At 52.1% G+C, this 18,317-nt stretch carries 22 protein-coding genes; 16 read left to right on the forward strand and 6 right to left on the reverse strand.

Annotation, left to right across the window (positions count from 1 at the left end; all coding sequences use genetic code 11):
• The 3 genes from EDF78_RS11345 to EDF78_RS11355 all read right to left on the reverse strand — a co-directional run bounded on the left by EDF78_RS11345 (nt 1) and on the right by EDF78_RS11355 (nt 2,251).
• Nucleotides 1–870, reverse strand: coding sequence for a phosphoribulokinase (locus EDF78_RS11345; RefSeq protein ID WP_133823128.1), 870 nt, complete (start codon nt 868–870; stop codon nt 1–3).
• 143 nt (nt 871–1,013) lie between these two features.
• Nucleotides 1,014–1,259: a YheU family protein gene (locus EDF78_RS11350; RefSeq protein ID WP_131693894.1), complete on the reverse strand. Its 246-nt coding sequence runs from the start codon at nt 1,257–1,259 to the stop codon at nt 1,014–1,016.
• Nucleotides 1,256–2,251, reverse strand: a complete 996-nt coding sequence (locus EDF78_RS11355) for a hydrolase (protein ID WP_131693893.1) — start codon at nt 2,249–2,251, stop codon at nt 1,256–1,258. The genes EDF78_RS11350 and EDF78_RS11355 overlap by 4 nt, the downstream gene beginning before the upstream one ends.
• A gap of 100 nt (nt 2,252–2,351) precedes the next feature.
• On the opposite strand from EDF78_RS11355, the gene EDF78_RS11360 reads away from it, so the two are divergent.
• Nucleotides 2,352–2,954: a LysE family translocator gene (locus tag EDF78_RS11360; RefSeq protein ID WP_095923778.1), complete on the forward strand. Its 603-nt coding sequence runs from the start codon at nt 2,352–2,354 to the stop codon at nt 2,952–2,954.
• Between the two features lie 60 nt (nt 2,955–3,014).
• On the opposite strand, the gene EDF78_RS11365 is transcribed toward EDF78_RS11360, so the two are convergent.
• Nucleotides 3,015–4,931, reverse strand: coding sequence for an ABC transporter ATP-binding protein (locus EDF78_RS11365; protein WP_095923776.1), 1,917 nt, complete (start codon nt 4,929–4,931; stop codon nt 3,015–3,017).
• 129 nt (nt 4,932–5,060) lie between these two features.
• Between EDF78_RS11365 and kefG the strand changes: the two genes are divergently transcribed.
• The 4 genes from kefG to slyD all read left to right on the forward strand — a co-directional run bounded on the left by kefG (nt 5,061) and on the right by slyD (nt 8,509).
• Entirely contained in the window at nt 5,061–5,615 is a 555-nt protein-coding gene (gene kefG, locus EDF78_RS11370) for a glutathione-regulated potassium-efflux system ancillary protein KefG (protein WP_095923775.1), read from the forward strand.
• On the forward strand, nt 5,615–7,423 hold the full coding sequence (gene kefB, locus EDF78_RS11375) for a glutathione-regulated potassium-efflux system protein KefB (RefSeq protein ID WP_095923774.1): 1,809 nt from the start codon (nt 5,615–5,617) through the stop codon (nt 7,421–7,423). The genes kefG and kefB overlap by 1 nt, the downstream gene beginning before the upstream one ends.
• A gap of 78 nt (nt 7,424–7,501) precedes the next feature.
• Nucleotides 7,502–7,705: a YheV family putative zinc ribbon protein gene (locus tag EDF78_RS11380; RefSeq protein WP_112288600.1), complete on the forward strand. Its 204-nt coding sequence runs from the start codon at nt 7,502–7,504 to the stop codon at nt 7,703–7,705.
• A gap of 198 nt (nt 7,706–7,903) precedes the next feature.
• Nucleotides 7,904–8,509 (forward strand): peptidylprolyl isomerase, encoded by a 606-nt coding sequence (gene slyD, locus EDF78_RS11385; RefSeq protein ID WP_095923773.1) that lies wholly within the window; start codon nt 7,904–7,906, stop codon nt 8,507–8,509.
• Nucleotides 8,510–8,575: 66 nt separating this feature from the next.
• Here slyD and EDF78_RS11390 read toward each other — a convergent pair whose 3' ends face one another.
• The gene (locus EDF78_RS11390; RefSeq protein ID WP_095923772.1) at nt 8,576–8,794 is read right to left on the reverse strand and encodes a protein SlyX; all 219 of its coding nucleotides are present in this window, start codon (nt 8,792–8,794) and stop codon (nt 8,576–8,578) included.
• 292 nt (nt 8,795–9,086) lie between these two features.
• Between EDF78_RS11390 and fkpA the strand changes: the two genes are divergently transcribed.
• The 11 genes from fkpA to bfr all read left to right on the forward strand — a co-directional run bounded on the left by fkpA (nt 9,087) and on the right by bfr (nt 17,458).
• A complete protein-coding gene (gene fkpA / locus EDF78_RS11395) occupies nt 9,087–9,938 on the forward strand; it encodes an FKBP-type peptidyl-prolyl cis-trans isomerase (RefSeq protein ID WP_095923771.1) in 852 nt (283 codons plus the stop codon).
• A gap of 265 nt (nt 9,939–10,203) precedes the next feature.
• Nucleotides 10,204–10,926: a transcriptional regulator gene (locus EDF78_RS11400; protein ID WP_013573664.1), complete on the forward strand. Its 723-nt coding sequence runs from the start codon at nt 10,204–10,206 to the stop codon at nt 10,924–10,926.
• A 2-nt stretch (nt 10,927–10,928) separates the two neighbouring features.
• Entirely contained in the window at nt 10,929–11,315 is a 387-nt protein-coding gene (tusD, locus tag EDF78_RS11405) for a sulfurtransferase complex subunit TusD (RefSeq protein WP_229921178.1), read from the forward strand.
• A gap of 22 nt (nt 11,316–11,337) precedes the next feature.
• On the forward strand, nt 11,338–11,697 hold the full coding sequence (gene tusC, locus EDF78_RS11410) for a sulfurtransferase complex subunit TusC (RefSeq protein WP_133823129.1): 360 nt from the start codon (nt 11,338–11,340) through the stop codon (nt 11,695–11,697).
• 13 nt (nt 11,698–11,710) lie between these two features.
• Entirely contained in the window at nt 11,711–11,998 is a 288-nt protein-coding gene (gene tusB, locus EDF78_RS11415) for a sulfurtransferase complex subunit TusB (protein WP_095923768.1), read from the forward strand.
• Nucleotides 11,999–12,141: 143 nt separating this feature from the next.
• Nucleotides 12,142–12,516, forward strand: a complete 375-nt coding sequence (rpsL, locus tag EDF78_RS11420) for a 30S ribosomal protein S12 (RefSeq protein WP_013573668.1) — start codon at nt 12,142–12,144, stop codon at nt 12,514–12,516.
• Nucleotides 12,517–12,612: 96 nt separating this feature from the next.
• Nucleotides 12,613–13,083: a 30S ribosomal protein S7 gene (gene rpsG / locus EDF78_RS11425; protein ID WP_005969574.1), complete on the forward strand. Its 471-nt coding sequence runs from the start codon at nt 12,613–12,615 to the stop codon at nt 13,081–13,083.
• Between the two features lie 96 nt (nt 13,084–13,179).
• Nucleotides 13,180–15,294, forward strand: a complete 2,115-nt coding sequence (gene fusA, locus EDF78_RS11430; protein WP_013573669.1) for an elongation factor G — start codon at nt 13,180–13,182, stop codon at nt 15,292–15,294.
• Nucleotides 15,295–15,365: 71 nt separating this feature from the next.
• The gene (tuf, locus tag EDF78_RS11440; protein ID WP_095923767.1) at nt 15,366–16,550 is read left to right on the forward strand and encodes an elongation factor Tu; all 1,185 of its coding nucleotides are present in this window, start codon (nt 15,366–15,368) and stop codon (nt 16,548–16,550) included.
• A 148-nt stretch (nt 16,551–16,698) separates the two neighbouring features.
• Nucleotides 16,699–16,893 (forward strand): bacterioferritin-associated ferredoxin, encoded by a 195-nt coding sequence (bfd, locus tag EDF78_RS11445; protein ID WP_133823130.1) that lies wholly within the window; start codon nt 16,699–16,701, stop codon nt 16,891–16,893.
• A gap of 85 nt (nt 16,894–16,978) precedes the next feature.
• On the forward strand, nt 16,979–17,458 hold the full coding sequence (gene bfr / locus EDF78_RS11450; RefSeq protein ID WP_014333589.1) for a bacterioferritin: 480 nt from the start codon (nt 16,979–16,981) through the stop codon (nt 17,456–17,458).
• A gap of 11 nt (nt 17,459–17,469) precedes the next feature.
• On the opposite strand, the gene EDF78_RS11455 is transcribed toward bfr, so the two are convergent.
• The gene (locus EDF78_RS11455) at nt 17,470–18,303 is read right to left on the reverse strand and encodes an A24 family peptidase (RefSeq protein ID WP_133823131.1); all 834 of its coding nucleotides are present in this window, start codon (nt 18,301–18,303) and stop codon (nt 17,470–17,472) included.
• Nucleotides 18,304–18,317 lie beyond the last annotated feature (14 nt).

Raw genomic sequence — 18,317 nt, forward strand, 5'->3', positions numbered from 1 at the left:
TTACTCGATCTTTTTGCCTTCCATCAGGCGCTGCACCAGCGGCGCCATAATCAGCTCCATCGCCAGCCCCATTTTTCCGCCCGGCACCACCAGCGTTTTGATGTGCGAGATAAACGAACCCTGCAACATCGCCAGCAGATACGGGAAATCAATGTCATCCAGCCCCTGGAAGTGGATCACCACAAAGCTTTCATCCAGTGAAGGAATGGCTTTAGCGGCAAACGGGTTGGAGGTATCGATAGTCGGTACGCGCTGGAAGTTGATGTGCGTGCGCGAGAACTGCGGCGTGATGTAACTGATGTAGTCATCCATCGAACGCACCACGGAATCCATTACCGCTTCGCGGGAATGTCCGCGCTCGCCGGTATCGCGCAACAGTTTCTGGATCCATTCAAGGTTAACGATGGGCACCACGCCGACCAGTAAATCAACCTGTGCGGCAACGTCAATTTTGTCTGCGACAACGCCGCCGTGCAGCCCTTCGTAGAACAAAATGTCAGTCGGTTCCGGCAGCGCCTGCCACGGCGTAAAGGTGCCCGGCACCTGATTGTAGGGAACCGCTTCGTCATAAGTATGCAGATACTTGCGCGAGCGGCCGGTGCCGTTCTGGCCATATTCGATAAAGCTTTTTTCCAGCAGACCAAAGTCGTTGGCTTCCGGCCCGAAATAGCTGATGTGACGTCCGAGGTCACGGGCTTTGCGGATTGCCGCATCCATTTCAGGGCGGGTGAAATGGTGAAAGCTGTCGCCTTCCAGCTCAGCGGCACGCAGGCCAAGCTGCTGAAATATTTTACGAAATGCCAGGCTGGTGGTGGTGGTGCCTGCTCCGCTGGAGCCGGTAACTGCTATAACAGGATGTTTTGCTGACATAGTCGGGCTTACTCCTTAAACGTCACGCCATATTGCCCTTCAGGTCATTCAGGGCAGGCGGAAACAAAGCGCATAATTAATCCCATTGTTACCATAATTATTCGCAGAGGGACAGGCTGTCCAAATCCATTTTATGATCGTGTTTACCAGTCCTGCGGGGTTTCTTCCTGTCCGGCGCGGAACTGACCGCGCGGCATAATGTTCAGCGTTTCATGCAGTTCTGACCAGACCAGCACGATCTCGCCACTTTTCAGCTGACGTTTTACGTCATCGACTTTTTGCTCCAGCGATCGTTCCTGCTCGCCGTAATCGGTGCCTTCGCGCAATACGAAGGATTCCACCACGCTGGTGAGCAGTTCGGCGTCCAGTTCCTGCCAGGGAATAATCACAATAGGGTTTCCTTTGTCTTTTTCTCTAAATGCGGGGCGATCCAGGCCGGAATGCGTTGTTCCAGCCACATCTGCGGATGACGCAAACTGCCGGACACAAAGCCGACATGTCCGCCGTGTTCGGTGAGCTGATATTCGACGCAAGCTGGCAAATCCTCTGCTTTCGGGATCACTTCCGGCGTCATAAACGGATCGTCTTTGGCGTGGATAATCAGCAACGGCGTTCTGATCTGCGCCAGCAGCGGCAAGGCGCTGCACCGGCGGTAATAATCCAGCGCATCGGCAAAACCGTGAGCTTTCGAGGTAATGGCGTCGTCGAAATCACGAATGCGGCGCATGGCTTTCAGTTGCGCCAGCGTGACGGGCAAGGTGCCCGGATATTTCGCCAGTTTGCGCGTGGCATTGCCTTTGAGCTGACCGAGCAGGTATCGCTGATAAATGCGCGATGAACCGCGCTCCAGCCGGTACGCGCAGGGTTCCAACATCAGCGGGGCGGACACCACCACGGCGGCGCTCAGCGTACAGGTGTCGCCTTCCTGCCCGAGATAACACGCCAGCATGTTGCCGCCGAGCGAGACACCCACCGCACCGGTCGGGACTTCGCCATAGGTTTCATTAAGCCAGCGGATGAAGAAACGGGCATCTTCGGTTTCACCGGAATGGTAGATGCGCAGCAGTTTGTTCGGCTCACCGCTGCATCCGCGAAAATGCATCACCACGCCGAGCCAGCCCTGATCTTTCCAGGCCTGCAATAACCCGTGGGCATAGGGGCTGTAGAAGCTGCCTTCCAGCCCGTGAAACAGGATCATGCGGGGTTTATGGCGCGCCTGTTCCGGGTCTTCACTCCAGGCTAAATCCAGAAAATCGCCGTCCGGCGTATCCAGCCTTTGCCAGTGAGGTTTGAGTTTGGCATGCCGCCGCACCAGTCGCGGTAACAGCGTCTGGAGGTGCGGATTACTGGCCCCGCGCAGGGGGCGAAAGGATTCAACCATAAGATGAATAAATTTCTCTTAAGAGGCTCTTGTGCGATCAATATCACGCTGTTAGCTTCAATGCTATCGCACATCTTTCGGGTCGGAGTACCCAAATTAAATGGAACTCGGTTTATTTTTATCAATGCTCGGATTTTTATGGGTCGCCGCCATTACCCCCGGCCCGAACAATATGTTGTTAACCACGTCTGGCGCTAACTTCGGTTTCTTCCGCTCAATCTGGCTGATGGTCGGCATTATGCTCGGTATGCAAAGTATTTTGCTGCTGGTCGCATTTGGTGTCGGCGGGCTGATCACGGTGTATCCCGCGTTACACCTTTTCCTCAAAATCGCCGGTAGCCTGTATCTGTTATGGCTGGCATGGAAAATTGCCACGTCGGCTTATGAAAAACTGGAAACCGGCGCGCCGCCACCGAAACCCATTCGCATGTATCAGGGCTGGTTGCTGCAATTTCTCAACCCGAAAGCCTGGCTGATGGGGCTGGGCGCGGTGGCGAGTTTCAGTCTGGCCGGTGCCGCCTATAACCATTCCATTGCCGGTATCAGCCTCGGCATGTTCCTGGTGAATCTGGTGTCCGGCATTATCTGGCTCGGCTTCGGTACCGTGATTGGTCGCCTGCTGCGCAGCAAACGCGCGTGGTACACCTTCAATATCGCGATGGGCATTCTGACCGCCGCCTGCGTGTTGCTGATCTGGCACTGATTTGCAGACAAAAGAAAGGCGCCGTCGTGGCGCCTTTCTCATTTCTTACCGAACGATCTTCTAGTCGAGATCAAAGGCCTTCGACATGTCTTCCAGTTGTTCCTGCGCATCGAGCCAGGTCATTTCGGTCTCTTCCAGCGCGCCTTTCACTTTGGTCTGTTGTTGCAGACATTCAGTGAGTTCGGCTTTACGGCTGATGTCGTAGATCGCGGAATCCGCCAGACGTTCTTCAAGGGTCGCCAGCTCGGTACTCAGTTTTTCCATCTGCGCTTCAAGTTTGGTGATGTGTTTGCGCAGTGGCTGGGTCTGGTTGCGGAAATCGGCTTCGCGACGTTTCTGGTCTTTACGCGATTGCGCGCTGTTCACGCCGCCGTCTTTGGCCGGTGCATCCTGCTGGCTTTCCTGACGCTGAATGTCCACCAGCCACTGCTGATAGTCTTCCAGATCGCCGTCGAACTGTTCCACTTTGCCGCCGTGAACCAGATACAAATCGTCAGTGGTGGAGCGCAGTAAATGGCGGTCATGCGACACAACCACCATCGCGCCTTCGAAGTCGATCAACGCCTCGGTCAGCGCCTGTCGCATATCGAGATCCAGGTGGTTAGTCGGTTCATCGAGCAGCAGCAGGTTAGGGCGCTGCCAGACGATCAGCGCCAGCACCAGACGCGCTTTTTCACCGCCGGAGAAGCGCCCGGTCGGATCCGTCACTTTATCGCCGTGGAAACCAAATCCGCCGAGATAATCGCGCAGTTGCTGTTCGGTTTCTTTATTTGCCAGACGCACCAGATGTTGCAGCGGTGAATCTTCTGCACGCAAAAACTCCAGCTGATGCTGGGCGAAGTAACCAAGCTTAACGCCTTTTGCCAGCCCGATATCACCCTGAAGCGGCGGCATAGTGCCAGCCAGCAATTTAATCAGCGTCGATTTACCGGCACCGTTACGGCCCAGTAAGCCGATCCGCGAGCCGGGCACCAGATTCAGTTTGATCGACTCCAGAATGGTGGTGTCGCCGTAACCGGCACTGACTTTTTCCATCCGCAGCAGCGGATCGGGCAAGCTTTCCGGCGAGCGGAAGCTAAAATGAAAAGGATTGTCGACGTGCGCCGGGGCAATCAGTTCCATGCGTTCCAGCATTTTGATGCGACTTTGCGCCTGTTTGGCTTTGGTCGCCTGCGCACGGAAACGGTCGATGTAACTTTGCAGATGCGCCACTTTTTCCTGCTGACTTTCAAATAATGCCTGCTGTTGCGACAGTTTGGTCGCCCGCTGGCGTTCGAAAGACGAGTAGTTACCGGTGTATTCGTTCAGCGACTGCTGTTCGATATGCAGGATTTTATCGACGATCGGATCAAGGAAATCACGGTCATGGGAAATCAGCACCAGCGTGCCGGTGTAGCCTTTCAGCCATTTTTCCAGCCAGATGACCGCGTCCAAATCCAGGTGGTTGGTCGGTTCGTCGAGCAGCAGTAAATCAGAACGGCAAATCAGCGCCTGCGCCAGGTTAAGACGCATACGCCAGCCGCCGGAGAAGGATTTCACCGGTTGCTGCAACTGATTCTGTGTGAAGCCTAAGCCGCTGAGCAGGCTGGCGGCGCGCGCCGGAATGGTCCAGGCGTTGATGGCATCGAGTTTACCGTGCAGCGTGGCGATGGCGTGGCCGTCATCCCGCTCGTTGGCTTGTTGTAATTGTGCTTCCAGCTGGCGGAATTCGCGGTCGCCGTCGATAACATACTCTATCGCAGGCTCGTCCAGAGCCGGTGTTTCCTGGTTGACCCAGGCCAGCGCCCAGTTAGACGGAAAGGTCAGGTTGCCTGCGTCAGCGCTCATTTCACCTTTTAACAGCGAAATCAGGGTGGATTTACCGCAGCCATTTTTGCCCACCAGCCCGACTTTCTGGCCGGGATTGATGGTCGCAGACGCGTTGTCCAGCAGCACATTTGTGCCGCGTCGGATTTGTAAGGAGGAGAAAACAATCATAAAGCGCCGTGTTGAGAGTATGTTAAATTGTCATGATATTCGTTTAAACAAGACGTATCGCGTCCCATTTAGTCTTTGCGAAGCATGGTAACGGAAAAACCGCACCCTGACGACGCTTTGGAGGTATTGATGTCGCAGCCACCAAAGGTTTTGCTGCTGTACGCCCATCCGGAATCACCCGATTCGGTCGCCAACCGCGTTTTGTTACAGCAGGCACAGCGGCTTGAACATGTCACCGTGCATGATTTGTATGCCCACTATCCTGATTTTTTTATTGATATCCACCGCGAACAACAACTGCTGCGCGAACACAAAGTGATTGTCTTTCAGCATCCTCTTTATACCTACAGTTGCCCGGCGCTATTGAAGGAATGGATGGATCGCGTGCTGGCGCGGGGTTTTGCCAGCGGGGCAGGCGGCAATGCCCTCAACGGCAAATACTGGCGTTCGGTGGTGACCACCGGCGAACCGGAAGGTGCCTACCGTGCGGGCGGCTATAACCGTTATCCGATGTCCGACATTATGCGTCCGTTCGAACTGACATCGGCGATGTGTCATATGCACTGGATGACGCCGATTATTATTTACTGGGCGCGACGTCAGAAACCCGATGTGTTGCAAAACCATGCTGAAGCCTACGGTGAATGGCTGCAATCCCCGTTGCCGCACGGAGGGATCGTCTGATGGACGTATCAAATATTCCGACGGCCATCCTGCTGTTTTTGTTCGCTGCGGTGGTTGCCGTCCCGCTGGCTCAACGTTTGGGTATCGGCGCGGTGCTGGGCTATTTGCTGGCCGGGATTGCCATCGGTCCGTGGGGGCTGGGCTTTATCCGCGACGTGGATGAAATTCTGCATTTCTCCGAGCTGGGTGTGGTTTTCCTGATGTTTATCATCGGGCTGGAACTGAACCCCGGAAAGCTGTGGGCGCTGCGGCGGCAAATTTTTGGCGTCGGCGCCGGGCAGGTGGTCCTGACTGCGCTGGTGCTTGGCGGTTTGTTATATCTGACGAAGTTTTCCTGGCAGGCGGCGGTGATCGGCGGTATCGGGCTGGCGATGTCTTCCACCGCGATGGCATTGCAGCTGATGCGCGACAAAGGCATGACGCGTAACGAAGGCGGTCAGCTGGGTTTCGCCGTGCTGCTGTTCCAGGATATTGCGGTTATTCCGGCACTGGCGCTGATCCCGATCCTCGCGGGCGGTTCGGAAGGCAGCAATAACTGGGAAATGATCGGCCTGAAAGTGCTGGCCTTTGGCGGCATGTTGATCGGCGGACGTTATCTGCTGCGGCCGATTTTCCGGCTGATTGTGGCCTCCGGCGTGCGTGAAGTGTTTACCGCTGCCGCATTGCTGGTGGTACTCGGTTCGGCGCTGTTTATGGATACGCTGGGCTTCTCGATGGCGCTCGGTACTTTTATCGCCGGGATTTTACTGGCAGAAAGTGAATATCAGCACGAACTGGAAATCGCTATCGAGCCATTTAAGGGTTTACTGCTCGGGCTGTTCTTTATTTCCGTCGGCATGGCGCTGAATCTGGGCGTGCTGTACACCCACATTTTGCTGGTGCTGGCAGGCGTGATTATTCTGGTGACGGTGAAAGGTGCGGTGTTATACGGGCTGTCCCGCGTGTTTGGTTTGCGCACTTCAGTCCGGCTGCAATTTTCGGCGGTGCTCAGTCAGGGCGGTGAATTTGCTTTCGTGCTGTTCTCGGCGGCAGGGGCGCAGAAAGTGATTTCCTCCTCGCAGCTTTCCCTGTTGCTGGTGGTGGTGACGATATCGATGATGACCACGCCGTTGCTGATGCAGTGGGTCGACCGGATCCTGGTCAAACGCTACAACGACGGTGAAGAAAGCGACGAAAAACATTTTGTGCAGGATGATGAGCCTCAGGTGATCATTGTCGGCTTCGGCCGTTTCGGCCAGGTGATCGGGCGTTTGCTGATGGCCAACAAGATGCGCATTACGGTGCTTGAGCGGGATATCAGTGCTGTCGGGCTGATGCGCACATACGGCTACAAGGTGTATTACGGCGATGCGACCGAACTGGAGCTGCTCAGGGCTTCGGGTGCTGAAAAGGCCAAATCGATTGTGATTACCTGTGATGAGCCTGCGGACACCATGACCATCGTGCATTTGTGTCAGCAGCATTTTCCGCATCTGAATATTCTGGCGCGCGCACGCGGACGCGTGGAAGCACACGAATTGTTGCAGGCGGGCGTGGTGAATTTCTCCCGCGAGACCTTTTCCAGTGCGCTTGAACTGGGTAAGAAAGCACTGGTCACGCTGGGTATGCATCCGCACAGTGCGTACCGCGCGCAGCAGCATTTTCGTCGTCTCGACATGCGCATGTTGCGTGAACTGGTACCGCAAAACCGTGGCGATGTGGCGCAGATTTCCCGTGTGAAAGAAGCCCGGCGCGAGCTGGAAGACATTTTCCAGAGTGAAATGCATAACGAACGTCGCCAGCTTGATGGCTGGGACGATGACGAATAGTCCGGTCGCGGAAAAATAATTTCGGTGGTTGATCGAAAACTGACCGGACGCAATGTCGGCAATTTTTGGAGAAGTAATATGGCTACAACCCGTAAACGGTTCATCGCTGGCGCGGTGTGTCCGAAATGTAAGGCGATGGATACACTGGCTTTATGGCAGGAAGATCAGGTTGAAGTGGTGGAGTGCATGAAGTGCGGACACCATCAGCGTCAGACGGATGCGCAGGTCAGTAAGAAGCTGCGCCCGGAAGAGCAGGTGATTGGTATTTTCGATCCGAAGTAGCGTTATCGCCCGTGTTTTTTTATGCTGTTAGTACAGAGACGCGGATTTCCGCTACACTCTTCGCCAAATTTATCCGGTCACGCTTTTCAGGATGATCTCATCGAAAGGCGTCCGTCACTGAATTAGCCTTAAGCGAAGTAGCGTGCGTTATGCAACGCCCGCAGACAACAAATTGAGTTTCCAACGGTAGGAGTTATCATGAAAGTAGCAAAAGACCTGGTCATCAGCGTGGCATATCAGGTACGTACAGAAGACGGTGTGTTGGTTGATGAATCTCCGGTGAGCGCGCCGTTGGATTACCTGCACGGCCATGGTTCCCTGATCTCCGGTCTGGAAACTGCGCTGGAAGGTCATGCCATCGGTGACGTATTTGACGTGCATGTTGGCGCGAATGACGCTTACGGCAACTACGACGACAACCTGGTTCAGCGCGTCCCTAAAGACGTCTTCATGGGCGTTGACGAACTGGAAGTGGGTATGCGTTTCCTGGCTGATACCGATCAGGGTCCGGTTCCTGTCGAAATCACTGAAGTGGATGGCGATCACGTTGTGGTTGATGGCAACCATATGCTGGCTGGCCAGAACCTGAACTTCCACGTTGAAGTTGTGGCAATCCGTGAAGCGACCGAAGAAGAACTGGCTCATGGCCACGTTCACGGCGAACACGGCCATGATCATGGTCACGACCATGAACACGGTGACGGTTGCTGCGGTGGCCACGGTCACAGCCATGATCACGACCATGACCATGACCACGGTAAGAAAGGTGGTTGCGGCGGTAACGGCGGCTGCGGTTGTCATTAATCGCCCGCACAGTGATATAAACGAAAGGCGCCGCAAGGGCGCCTTTTTGTTGCGTCGCAATCCGTATCAATAATGCGGGGGCGGCGTTTCTTCCGACTGATCGGCAATCATTGATGGCTGGCTGGCGCGCAGTTTGTCTGTCAGCAGGCGCAGATGGTCGTGCAATCTGCTCATTTCCAGCTGATGCTGTGTGACGATCAAATTCAGCTCTTCAATCGTGATTTCCTGAAAAGCCAGTTTGTTTTCCAGCATCTCCAGACGTTGTTCAACGGTATCTGAGTTCATCATCATTTCCTCGCTGTGTGGCTCAAATTGATCAGGTTGAGCACTGACCGGAACCTCATCCTGTATTGTAGACCGGCGATTCTACCCGTAAACCCCTCTGATTACCTGACCTCTGCGGCGCTTTATCTTCGCTCTCCATGACCCGACGAAACTAATTGATGTAAAAAAGGTCTGAATATGACGCTAATGGCGTGTATAGAGATTGTTTTGTCGTGAGACGGACAGTTATAGTAACCGCCGAACTTTCGTAATTATTACCAGAGGTCATACGCTTCTGGTCCTGGAGAAATGGATGAAATCACTGTTTAAAGTAACTCTGCTGGCAACCACCATGGCGCTTGCCCTGAATGCCACTCAGGTTATGGCTGCTGAAGCCACCGCACCGGCCGCTGCTGCACCTGCGCCAGCCGCTGCAGCTGCTCCGGCAGCAACAGATACGACCAAGTTTAAAAGTGATGACGAGCAGGCGGCATACGCTCTCGGCGCATCATTGGGTCGCTACATGGACAACTCCCTGAAAGAACAAGAAAAACTGGGCATCAAACTGGATAAAGACCAGTTGATCGCGGGTGTTCAGGACGCGTTTGCTAACAAAAGCAAACTGTCTGATCAGGAAATCGAGAAGACTCTGCAAACCTTCGAAGGCCGTGTGAAAGCTTCTGCACAGGCTAAGATGGAACAAGACGCTAAAGCTAACGCTGACAAAGGCGACAAATTCCGTGCTGATTTCGCCAAAGAAAAAGGCGTGAAGAAGACTGAATCCGGCCTGCTGTATCAGGTAGAAAAACCAGGTACCGGCGCAGCGCCTAAAGACAGCGATACCGTTGTCGTCAACTACAAAGGCACGCTGACCGACGGTACAGAGTTCGATAACTCTTACACCCGTGGTGAGCCGCTGTCCTTCCGTCTTGACGGTGTGATCCCAGGCTGGACCGAAGGCCTGAAACACATTAAGAAAGGCGGCAAAATCAAGCTGGTCATTCCACCGGAACTGGCTTACGGCAAAACGGGCGTCCCGGGGATCCCGGCTAACTCCACACTGGTGTTCGATGTTGAACTGCTGGATGTGAAAGCTGCGCCTAAAGCGGATCCTAAAGCAGCAGAGAAACCTGCTGAAGCAGAAGCGGCACCAAAAGCAAACTAAGTGGGTGTCGGGTTACTGTTCGGAAACCGTCGCTTAACGCGGCGGTTTTTTTTCGCCCGTCACTTTTCTCTGTACCCGCCCCTCTTTTTGTTGCGGTTACTCTATGATGATAACTTGACGCTTTTGTCTCCCCGGCATAACGTCACAGATCCATATAATCGTAAGGCCGTTTTTTCTGTATTTTTGATACAGTAACGACCCTGAAATGATGAATAATGCGTCCTGACTCCCGTTGGAAGGCGCGATATAGAGGGTGGTAGCTTCGATGTCTAATTCGCTTATAACTGGCGAAACCGGCGAACTGGATTTGCTGGACCAACGTCCTTTCAGCCAGGTCGATCATGAGATTTTGTCTTCATATGAGGCCGTGGTGGATGGACTGGCAATGCTGATTGGTGAGCATTGCGAAATTGTTCTGCATTCTCTGGAAGACCTGAAATGTTCGGCGGTTCGTATCGCTAATGGTGAGCATACCGGCCGTAAGATCGGCTCACCAATTACTGATCTGGCATTGCGCATGTTACATGACATGACCGGTGCGGACAGCAATGTGTCCAAAGCCTATTTTACCCGCGCGAAAAGCGGTGTGCTGATGAAGTCGGTCACCATCGCCATCCGCAACCGTGAGCAGCGTGTGATTGGCCTGCTGTGCATTAACATGAATCTTGACGTGCCTTTCTCGCAAATCATTCAGACCTTTATGCCGCCTGAGACGCAGGAAGTCGCCTCGTCGGTGAACTTCGCGTCATCCGTCGATGATCTGGTCGCGCAGACGCTGGAATTCACCATTGAAGAAGTGAACGCGGACCGCAACGTTTCTAACAATGCGAAGAACCGTCAGGTGGTACTGAATCTTTATGAAAAGGGTATTTTTGATATCAAAGATGCCATTAACCAGGTGGCTGATCGCCTGAACATTTCCAAGCACACGGTCTACCTGTATATCCGCCAGTTTAAAAGCGGTGATCTGGTGGGGAACGAACGTTGAAACTGCGTTACTGTCTGCTGGTCACCGGCCCTGCGTATGGCACGCAACAGGCCAGTGCCGCCTATCAGTTTGCTCTCGCGCTGATCGCCAGCGGTCACCAGCTCGACAGCGTGTTTTTTTATCGCGAAGGGGTGCTCAACGGCAATGTGCTTTCTGCACCCGCATCGGATGAATTCGATCTCGTGCGTTCCTGGCAACGGATGGCGGCAGATTATCAGGTGGCGCTCAATGTCTGTGTCGCTGCCGCATTACGCCGTGGCGTAATCGACGAAACGGAAGCCCATAATCAGGGGCACGGGCAGACAAATTTACAACCGGGTTTTACCCTGACCGGGCTGGGCAGTCTGGCGGAAGCCTCGCTGACCTGTGACCGTCTGGTGCAGTTCTGATGCGTGAGGGCAGGGAACAAAAATGAAAAAGATCGCGTTTGTGTTCACGCAGGGACCGCATGGAACGTCCGCAGGCCGTGAAGGACTGGATGCCTTGCTGGCCACCTCCGCCCTGACCGAAGACATTGGTGTCTTTTTCATGGCGGATGGCGTTTTTCAGTTAATGCCATCCCAGCAGCCGGAAAAAATTTTAGCGCGTAATTATATTGCCACGTTCGGCGTGTTATCTCTTTACGATGTCGATCAGTGTTTCGTTTGCGAAGCGTCTTTGAAGACACGGGGTCTGTCTGCCGGCCACGACTGGGTTCTGGACGTCGAGCCGTTATCAGTGGCTGAAATTCGCGGACGACTGGCTGATTATGATGTGGTAATGACGTTTTAATTCAGGATATTTCATGCTTTTTACGCTTGCACATTCCCCGCAACATTGTGATTTCTCACTGCTTATTAATATGGTTGCTCAGGACGATGCACTATTGCTGATGCAGGATGGCGTACTGGCCGCACTGGATGGCAGTGAGGCATGTGACCGGATGATTCAACAGGTGCAGTCAGTCTATGTGTTGAGCGAGGATTTAGCTGCCCGGGGATTGGTTGGTCAAATTTCGCACAAAATCACGTTGATCGACTATACTGGATTCGTCGCGCTGACTGAGAAACATGCCCAGCAAACAGCATGGTGAATCACTGATGTGCTGTATATTTCTTGACACCCTCTTAGGTCAGCCCTAAAATTCTGCGTCCCCATATTAGCTAATGCTTTTTATGGGGCGATTTATCACGCGTTTACAAAGTAGTTTATGAACCAAAATCCAGGAGCTTTTTAATGGCAACAATTAATCAGCTGGTACGCAAACCACGCTCTACGAAGGTTGCTAAAAGCAACGTTCCAGCGCTGGAAGCTTGCCCGCAGAAACGTGGCGTATGTACTCGTGTATATACTACCACCCCTAAAAAACCAAACTCCGCACTGCGTAAAGTATGCCGTGTGCGTTTGACTAACGGTTTTGAAGTTACCTCCTACATCGGCGGTGAAGGTCATAACCTGCAGGAACACTCCGTGATCCTGATCCGTGGCGGTCGTGTAAAAGACTTGCCAGGTGTGCGTTATCACACCGTCCGTGGCGCACTGGACTGTTCAGGCGTTAAGGATCGTAAGCAATCTCGTTCTAAATACGGCGTTAAAAAGCCGAAGTCTTAATGGTTCTCCGTTAAGTAAGGCCAAACATTTTCACTTTACTGTCAAAATAAACTCTTAGAGTTTTGGACAATCCTGAATTAACAACGGAGTATTTCCATGCCACGTCGTCGCGTCATTGGTCAACGTAAAATCCTGCCAGATCCTAAGTTCGGATCCGAACTGCTGGCAAAATTCGTCAACATTCTGATGGTAGATGGTAAAAAATCTACTGCAGAAGCAATCGTCTACACTGCTCTTGAGACCCTGGCTCAACGTAGCGGTAAAGGCCACCTGGAAGCTTTCGAAGTCGCACTGGACAACGTTCGTCCGACTGTCGAAGTTAAGTCCCGCCGCGTAGGTGGTTCTACTTATCAGGTTCCAGTTGAAGTCCGTCCGGTTCGTCGTAATGCTCTGGCAATGCGTTGGATCGTTGAAGCTGCTCGTAAACGCGGTGATAAATCCATGGCTCTCCGCCTGGCGAACGAACTTTCTGATGCTGCAGAGAACAAAGGTACTGCAGTTAAGAAACGTGAAGACGTTCACCGTATGGCTGAAGCCAACAAGGCGTTCGCCCACTACCGCTGGTAATCACTTCGCTGTAGTTATGCTAACCAAGCGGGCGCTTCAAGAAGCCAACCCGCTTGGGTTAACTGAACTTGAACGTCCTAGTTATAGAGGAATCAAATGGCTCGTAAAACACCCATTGAGCGCTACCGTAACATTGGTATCAGTGCTCACATCGACGCCGGTAAGACAACCACTACCGAACGTGTTCTGTTCTACACCGGTGTAAACCACAAAATCGGTGAAGTTCATGACGGCGCAGCTACCATGGACTGGATGGAGCAGGAGCAGGAACGTGGTATTACCATCACGTCCGCTGCGACGACCTGTTTCTGGTCAGGTATGGCTAAGCAGTTCGAACCACACCACATCAACATCATCGACACCCCAGGACACGTTGACTTCACCATCGAAGTTGAACGTTCCATGCGTGTTCTTGATGGCGCGGTAATGGTTTACTGTGCTGTTGGTGGTGTTCAGCCACAGTCTGAGACCGTATGGCGTCAGGCAAACAAATATAAAGTTCCACGTATCGCGTTCGTTAACAAAATGGACCGTATGGGTGCTAACTTCCTGAAAGTTGTTGATCAGATTGAAAAACGTCTGGGCGCAACTCCGGTGCCACTGCAACTGGCAATCGGCGCGGAAGAGAAATTCACCGGTGTTGTTGACCTGGTGAAGATGAAAGCTATCAACTGGAACGAAGCTGATCAGGGCGTTACCTTCGAATACGAAGAAATCCCTGCAAACATGCAAGAACTGGCTGAAGAATGGCGTCAGAAACTGGTTGAGGCCGCTGCTGAAGGCTCTGATGAGCTGATGGAGAAATTCTTTGGTGGCGAAGAGCTGACTGAAGAAGAGATCAAAACTTCTCTGCGTAAGCGCGTTCTGAACAACGAAATCATCCTGGTTACCTGTGGTTCTGCGTTTAAAAACAAAGGCGTACAGGCAATGCTGGATGCTGTTGTTGAGTATCTGCCAGCACCAACTGACGTTGAAGCTATCAACGGTCTGTTGGATGACGGTAAAGACACTCCGGCAGTTCGCCATTCTGACGATTCAGAGCCGTTCTCTGCTCTGGCGTTCAAAATCGCTACTGACCCATTCGTGGGTAACTTGACGTTCTTCCGTGTTTATTCCGGTCTCGTCAATTCAGGTGACACTGTATTTAACCCAGTGAAATCTCAGCGTGAACGTCTGGGTCGTATCGTTCAGATGCATGCTAACAAGCGTGAAGAAATTAAAGAAGTTCGTGCAGGCGATATCGCTGCAGCGATCGGTCTGAAAGACGTGACTACAGGTGATACCCTGTGTGATCCAGATAACGTGATTATCCTGGAACGCATGGAATTCCCTGAGCCGGTAATCTCCGTTGCGGTAGAACCAAAAACCAAAGCTGACCAGGAAAAAATGGGTCTGGCTCTGGGCCGTCTGGCGAAAGAAGACCCATCATTCCGCGTTTGGACTGATGAAGAGTCTGGTCAGACAATCATCGCAGGTATGGGTGAGCTTCACCTGGATATCCTGGTTGACCGTATGCGTCGTGAATTTAACGTTGAAGCTAACGTCGGTAAGCCGCAGGTTGCATACCGTGAAGCTATCCGCGCTAAAGTTACCGATGTTGAAGGTAAACACGCTAAGCAGTCTGGTGGTCGCGGTCAGTATGGTCACGTTGTGATCGACATGTACCCATTAGAACCTGGCACAAATCCGAAAGGATATGAGTTTGTCAACGAAATCAAAGGCGGTGTAATTCCTGGTGAATTCATCGGCGCGATTGACAAAGGCATCCAGGAACAGCTGAAGTCTGGTCCACTGGCCGGTTACCCGGTAGTAGATCTGGGCGTGCGTCTGCACTTCGGTTCTTACCATGACGTCGACTCCTCTGAGCTGGCGTTTAAACTGGCCGCTTCTATCGCCTTCAAAGATGGCTTTAAGAAAGCGAAACCAGTTCTGCTTGAGCCGATCATGAAGGTTGAAGTAGAGACTCCGGAAGAGAACACTGGTGACGTCATCGGTGACCTTAGCCGTCGTCGTGGTATGCTGAAAGGCCAAGAATCTAACGCTACTGGCGTTGTGATTCATGCTGAAGTTCCGCTTTCCGAAATGTTCGGTTATGCAACTCAGCTGCGTTCACTGACCAAAGGCCGTGCATCTTACTCCATGGAATTCCTGAAGTATGATGATGCGCCAAATAACGTGGCCCTGGCCGTTATTGAAGCTCGTGGCAAATAAGCCACAGTTTTAAACACAATGATCCCGTGCTCTCTCTATGAAGGGAGAGCACAAGAGTAAGGAATATAGCCGTGTCTAAAGAAAAATTTGAACGTAACAAACCGCACGTCAACGTTGGTACTATCGGCCACGTCGACCACGGTAAAACTACCCTGACTGCAGCAATCACTACCGTTCTGGCTAAAACCTACGGCGGTTCTGCACGCGCATTCGACCAGATCGATAACGCACCAGAAGAAAAAGCTCGTGGTATCACCATCAACACTTCCCACGTTGAATATGACACCCCGACTCGTCACTACGCGCACGTTGACTGCCCAGGGCACGCCGACTACGTGAAAAACATGATCACCGGTGCTGCTCAGATGGACGGCGCTATCCTGGTTGTTGCTGCAACTGATGGCCCTATGCCTCAGACTCGTGAGCACATCCTGCTGGGTCGCCAGGTTGGCGTTCCATACATGATCGTGTTCATGAACAAATGCGACATGGTTGATGATGAAGAGCTGCTGGAACTGGTAGAAATGGAAGTTCGTGAACTTCTGTCTGCTTACGAATTCCCAGGCGACGACATCCCGGTCATCAAAGGTTCAGCGCTGAAAGCACTGGAAGGCGATGCAAATTGGGAAGCGAAAATCATCGAACTGGCAGAAGCACTGGACAGCTACATTCCATTGCCAGAGCGTGCTATCGATAAGCCATTCCTGCTGCCAATCGAAGACGTATTCTCCATCTCCGGTCGTGGTACAGTTGTTACCGGTCGTGTAGAGCGCGGTATCGTTAAAGTTGGCGAAGAAGTTGAAATCGTTGGTATCAAGGACACTGTTAAGTCTACTTGTACTGGCGTTGAAATGTTCCGCAAACTGCTGGACGAAGGCCGTGCTGGTGAGAACGTTGGTGTTCTGCTGCGTGGTATCAAACGTGAAGACATCGAACGTGGTCAGGTTCTGGCTAAACCAGGTTCAATCAAACCACACACCAAGTTTGATTCTGAAGTGTACATCCTGAGCAAAGATGAAGGTGGTCGTCATACTCCATTCTTCAAAGGCTACCGTCCACAGTTCTACTTCCGTACAACTGACGTGACCGGTACTATCGAACTGCCAGAAGGCGTTGAGATGGTAATGCCTGGTGACAACGTGAACATGGTTGTTACCCTGATCCACCCAATCGCGATGGATGACGGTCTGCGTTTCGCAATCCGTGAAGGCGGCCGTACTGTAGGCGCTGGTGTTGTTGCTAAAGTTATCGCTTAATCGCTGATAATTTTTGCAAAATAAAAAGGGTGCTTCGGCACCCTTTTTTATTGCCTGAAATTTGTTCTCAGAAGTATGCAAACTGCATTTGCAATAATAACCATTCTCATTTACAGTTAGGTCAGGTTTTGTTCGAAGTGTGGTCTCTATGTACGTGTGTTTATGCAACAGTGTCAGTGATAAAACGATACGGCAGGCAGTTCGTCGTTATCAGCCCCAGACGTTTCAGCAGCTCAGAAATTTTGTTCCGGTGGGCACGCAGTGCGGTAAGTGTGTCCGTGCCGCGCGGCAGATAATGGAAGACGAATTACAACAAATACCCCAATTCGACAATATCGCCTGAAAATACATCGCTAAAAAGTAGGTGTTTTCTTTGACTTACTCTGAACCGGATCTACGCTTTAGATACCGGAACGGAGGAGTTACCTATGAAAGGCGATAAAAAAGTCATTGCACACCTCAATAAACTTCTTGGAAATGAACTGGTTGCCATCAATCAGTATTTTTTGCATGCCCGTATGTTTAAAAACTGGGGGCTGATGCGCCTCAACGGTATCGAATATCATGAATCCATCGATGAAATGAAGCATGCCGATATCTATATTGAGCGGATCCTGTTCCTGGAAGGCCTTCCTAATTTGCAGGATCTCGGAAAACTCAATATCGGTGAAGATGTTGAGGAAATGCTGAAGTCTGATTTGCTTCTGGAACTGGAAGGTGCGAAAGACTTACGCGAAGGCATTGCTTACGCAGACTCGGTGCATGATTACGTCAGCCGCGATTTAATGATTACTATTCTGGCCGATGAAGAACATCACATTGACTGGCTGGAAACTGAACTGGAATTGATCGGTCGTATCGGTATCCAGAATTACATTCAGTCTCAGCTCAAAGAAGAATCCCAGTAATTTTTGCTGCGTTAACTAAACATCAGCCAGATGGTTCTGCTCTCCTGGCTGATGTACACCAGCGCACCAGCCAATGCCAGACAAGGACCGAAAGGGATTTGCTCTGACATCTTATAAAGGCCCACACGCACCAGTGCAAAAACGATCCCCGTAAGCGCGGCGAGAATGCACAAATACGGCAACATCTGCCAGCCCACCCAGGCGCCAAGCGCCGCCAGCAGTTTGAAATCGCCGTATCCCATCCCTTCTTTTCCACTGACGATTTTGACTCCCCAGTACAAAACCCAAAGCACCAGATAGCCTGCGACCGCGCCATATAATGCATCCTGAAGTGTTACCTCACCGGAAATCGAATGAATCAATAATCCTGCCCAGAGCAGGGGAAGGGTCAGGCGATCCGGGAGCAGGTAAGTCGCCAGATCAATCAGGCTCAGGGCGAGAAGAAACCAGAACAGCAATAATGCACTCAACAGGCTCAGTGGTGTGGTAAACAGAAAGGAGAGACCCAGAAACATGACGGCACAACCGGCTTCCGTCAGTGGATATCTTTTCGCGATCGGGGCTGCGCAATAATGGCATTTTCCGCGTAACAGCAACCAGCTCAGCACCGGAATATTTTGCCAGTATTGCAGCGGGTGTTTACAGGCCGGACAGTGCGATGCGGGAAGGCTCAGGTTAAAGCCACATTCACCCTGTTGGCCATCATGCTGAATCATCAACGGTAAGCGATAAACGACGACGTTGAGAAAGCTGCCCAACAGCAAGCCGAAAATAGCGACACTGGTGTAATAAAACCCACCTGACAAAGGTGTGATGTAGTCCATTTGCTGCCAGCCAACAATCATATGAAAATTTCCTG

Source organism: Rahnella sp. BIGb0236 (assembly GCF_004364755.1).
GTDB lineage: Bacteria > Pseudomonadota > Gammaproteobacteria > Enterobacterales > Enterobacteriaceae > Rahnella > Rahnella victoriana.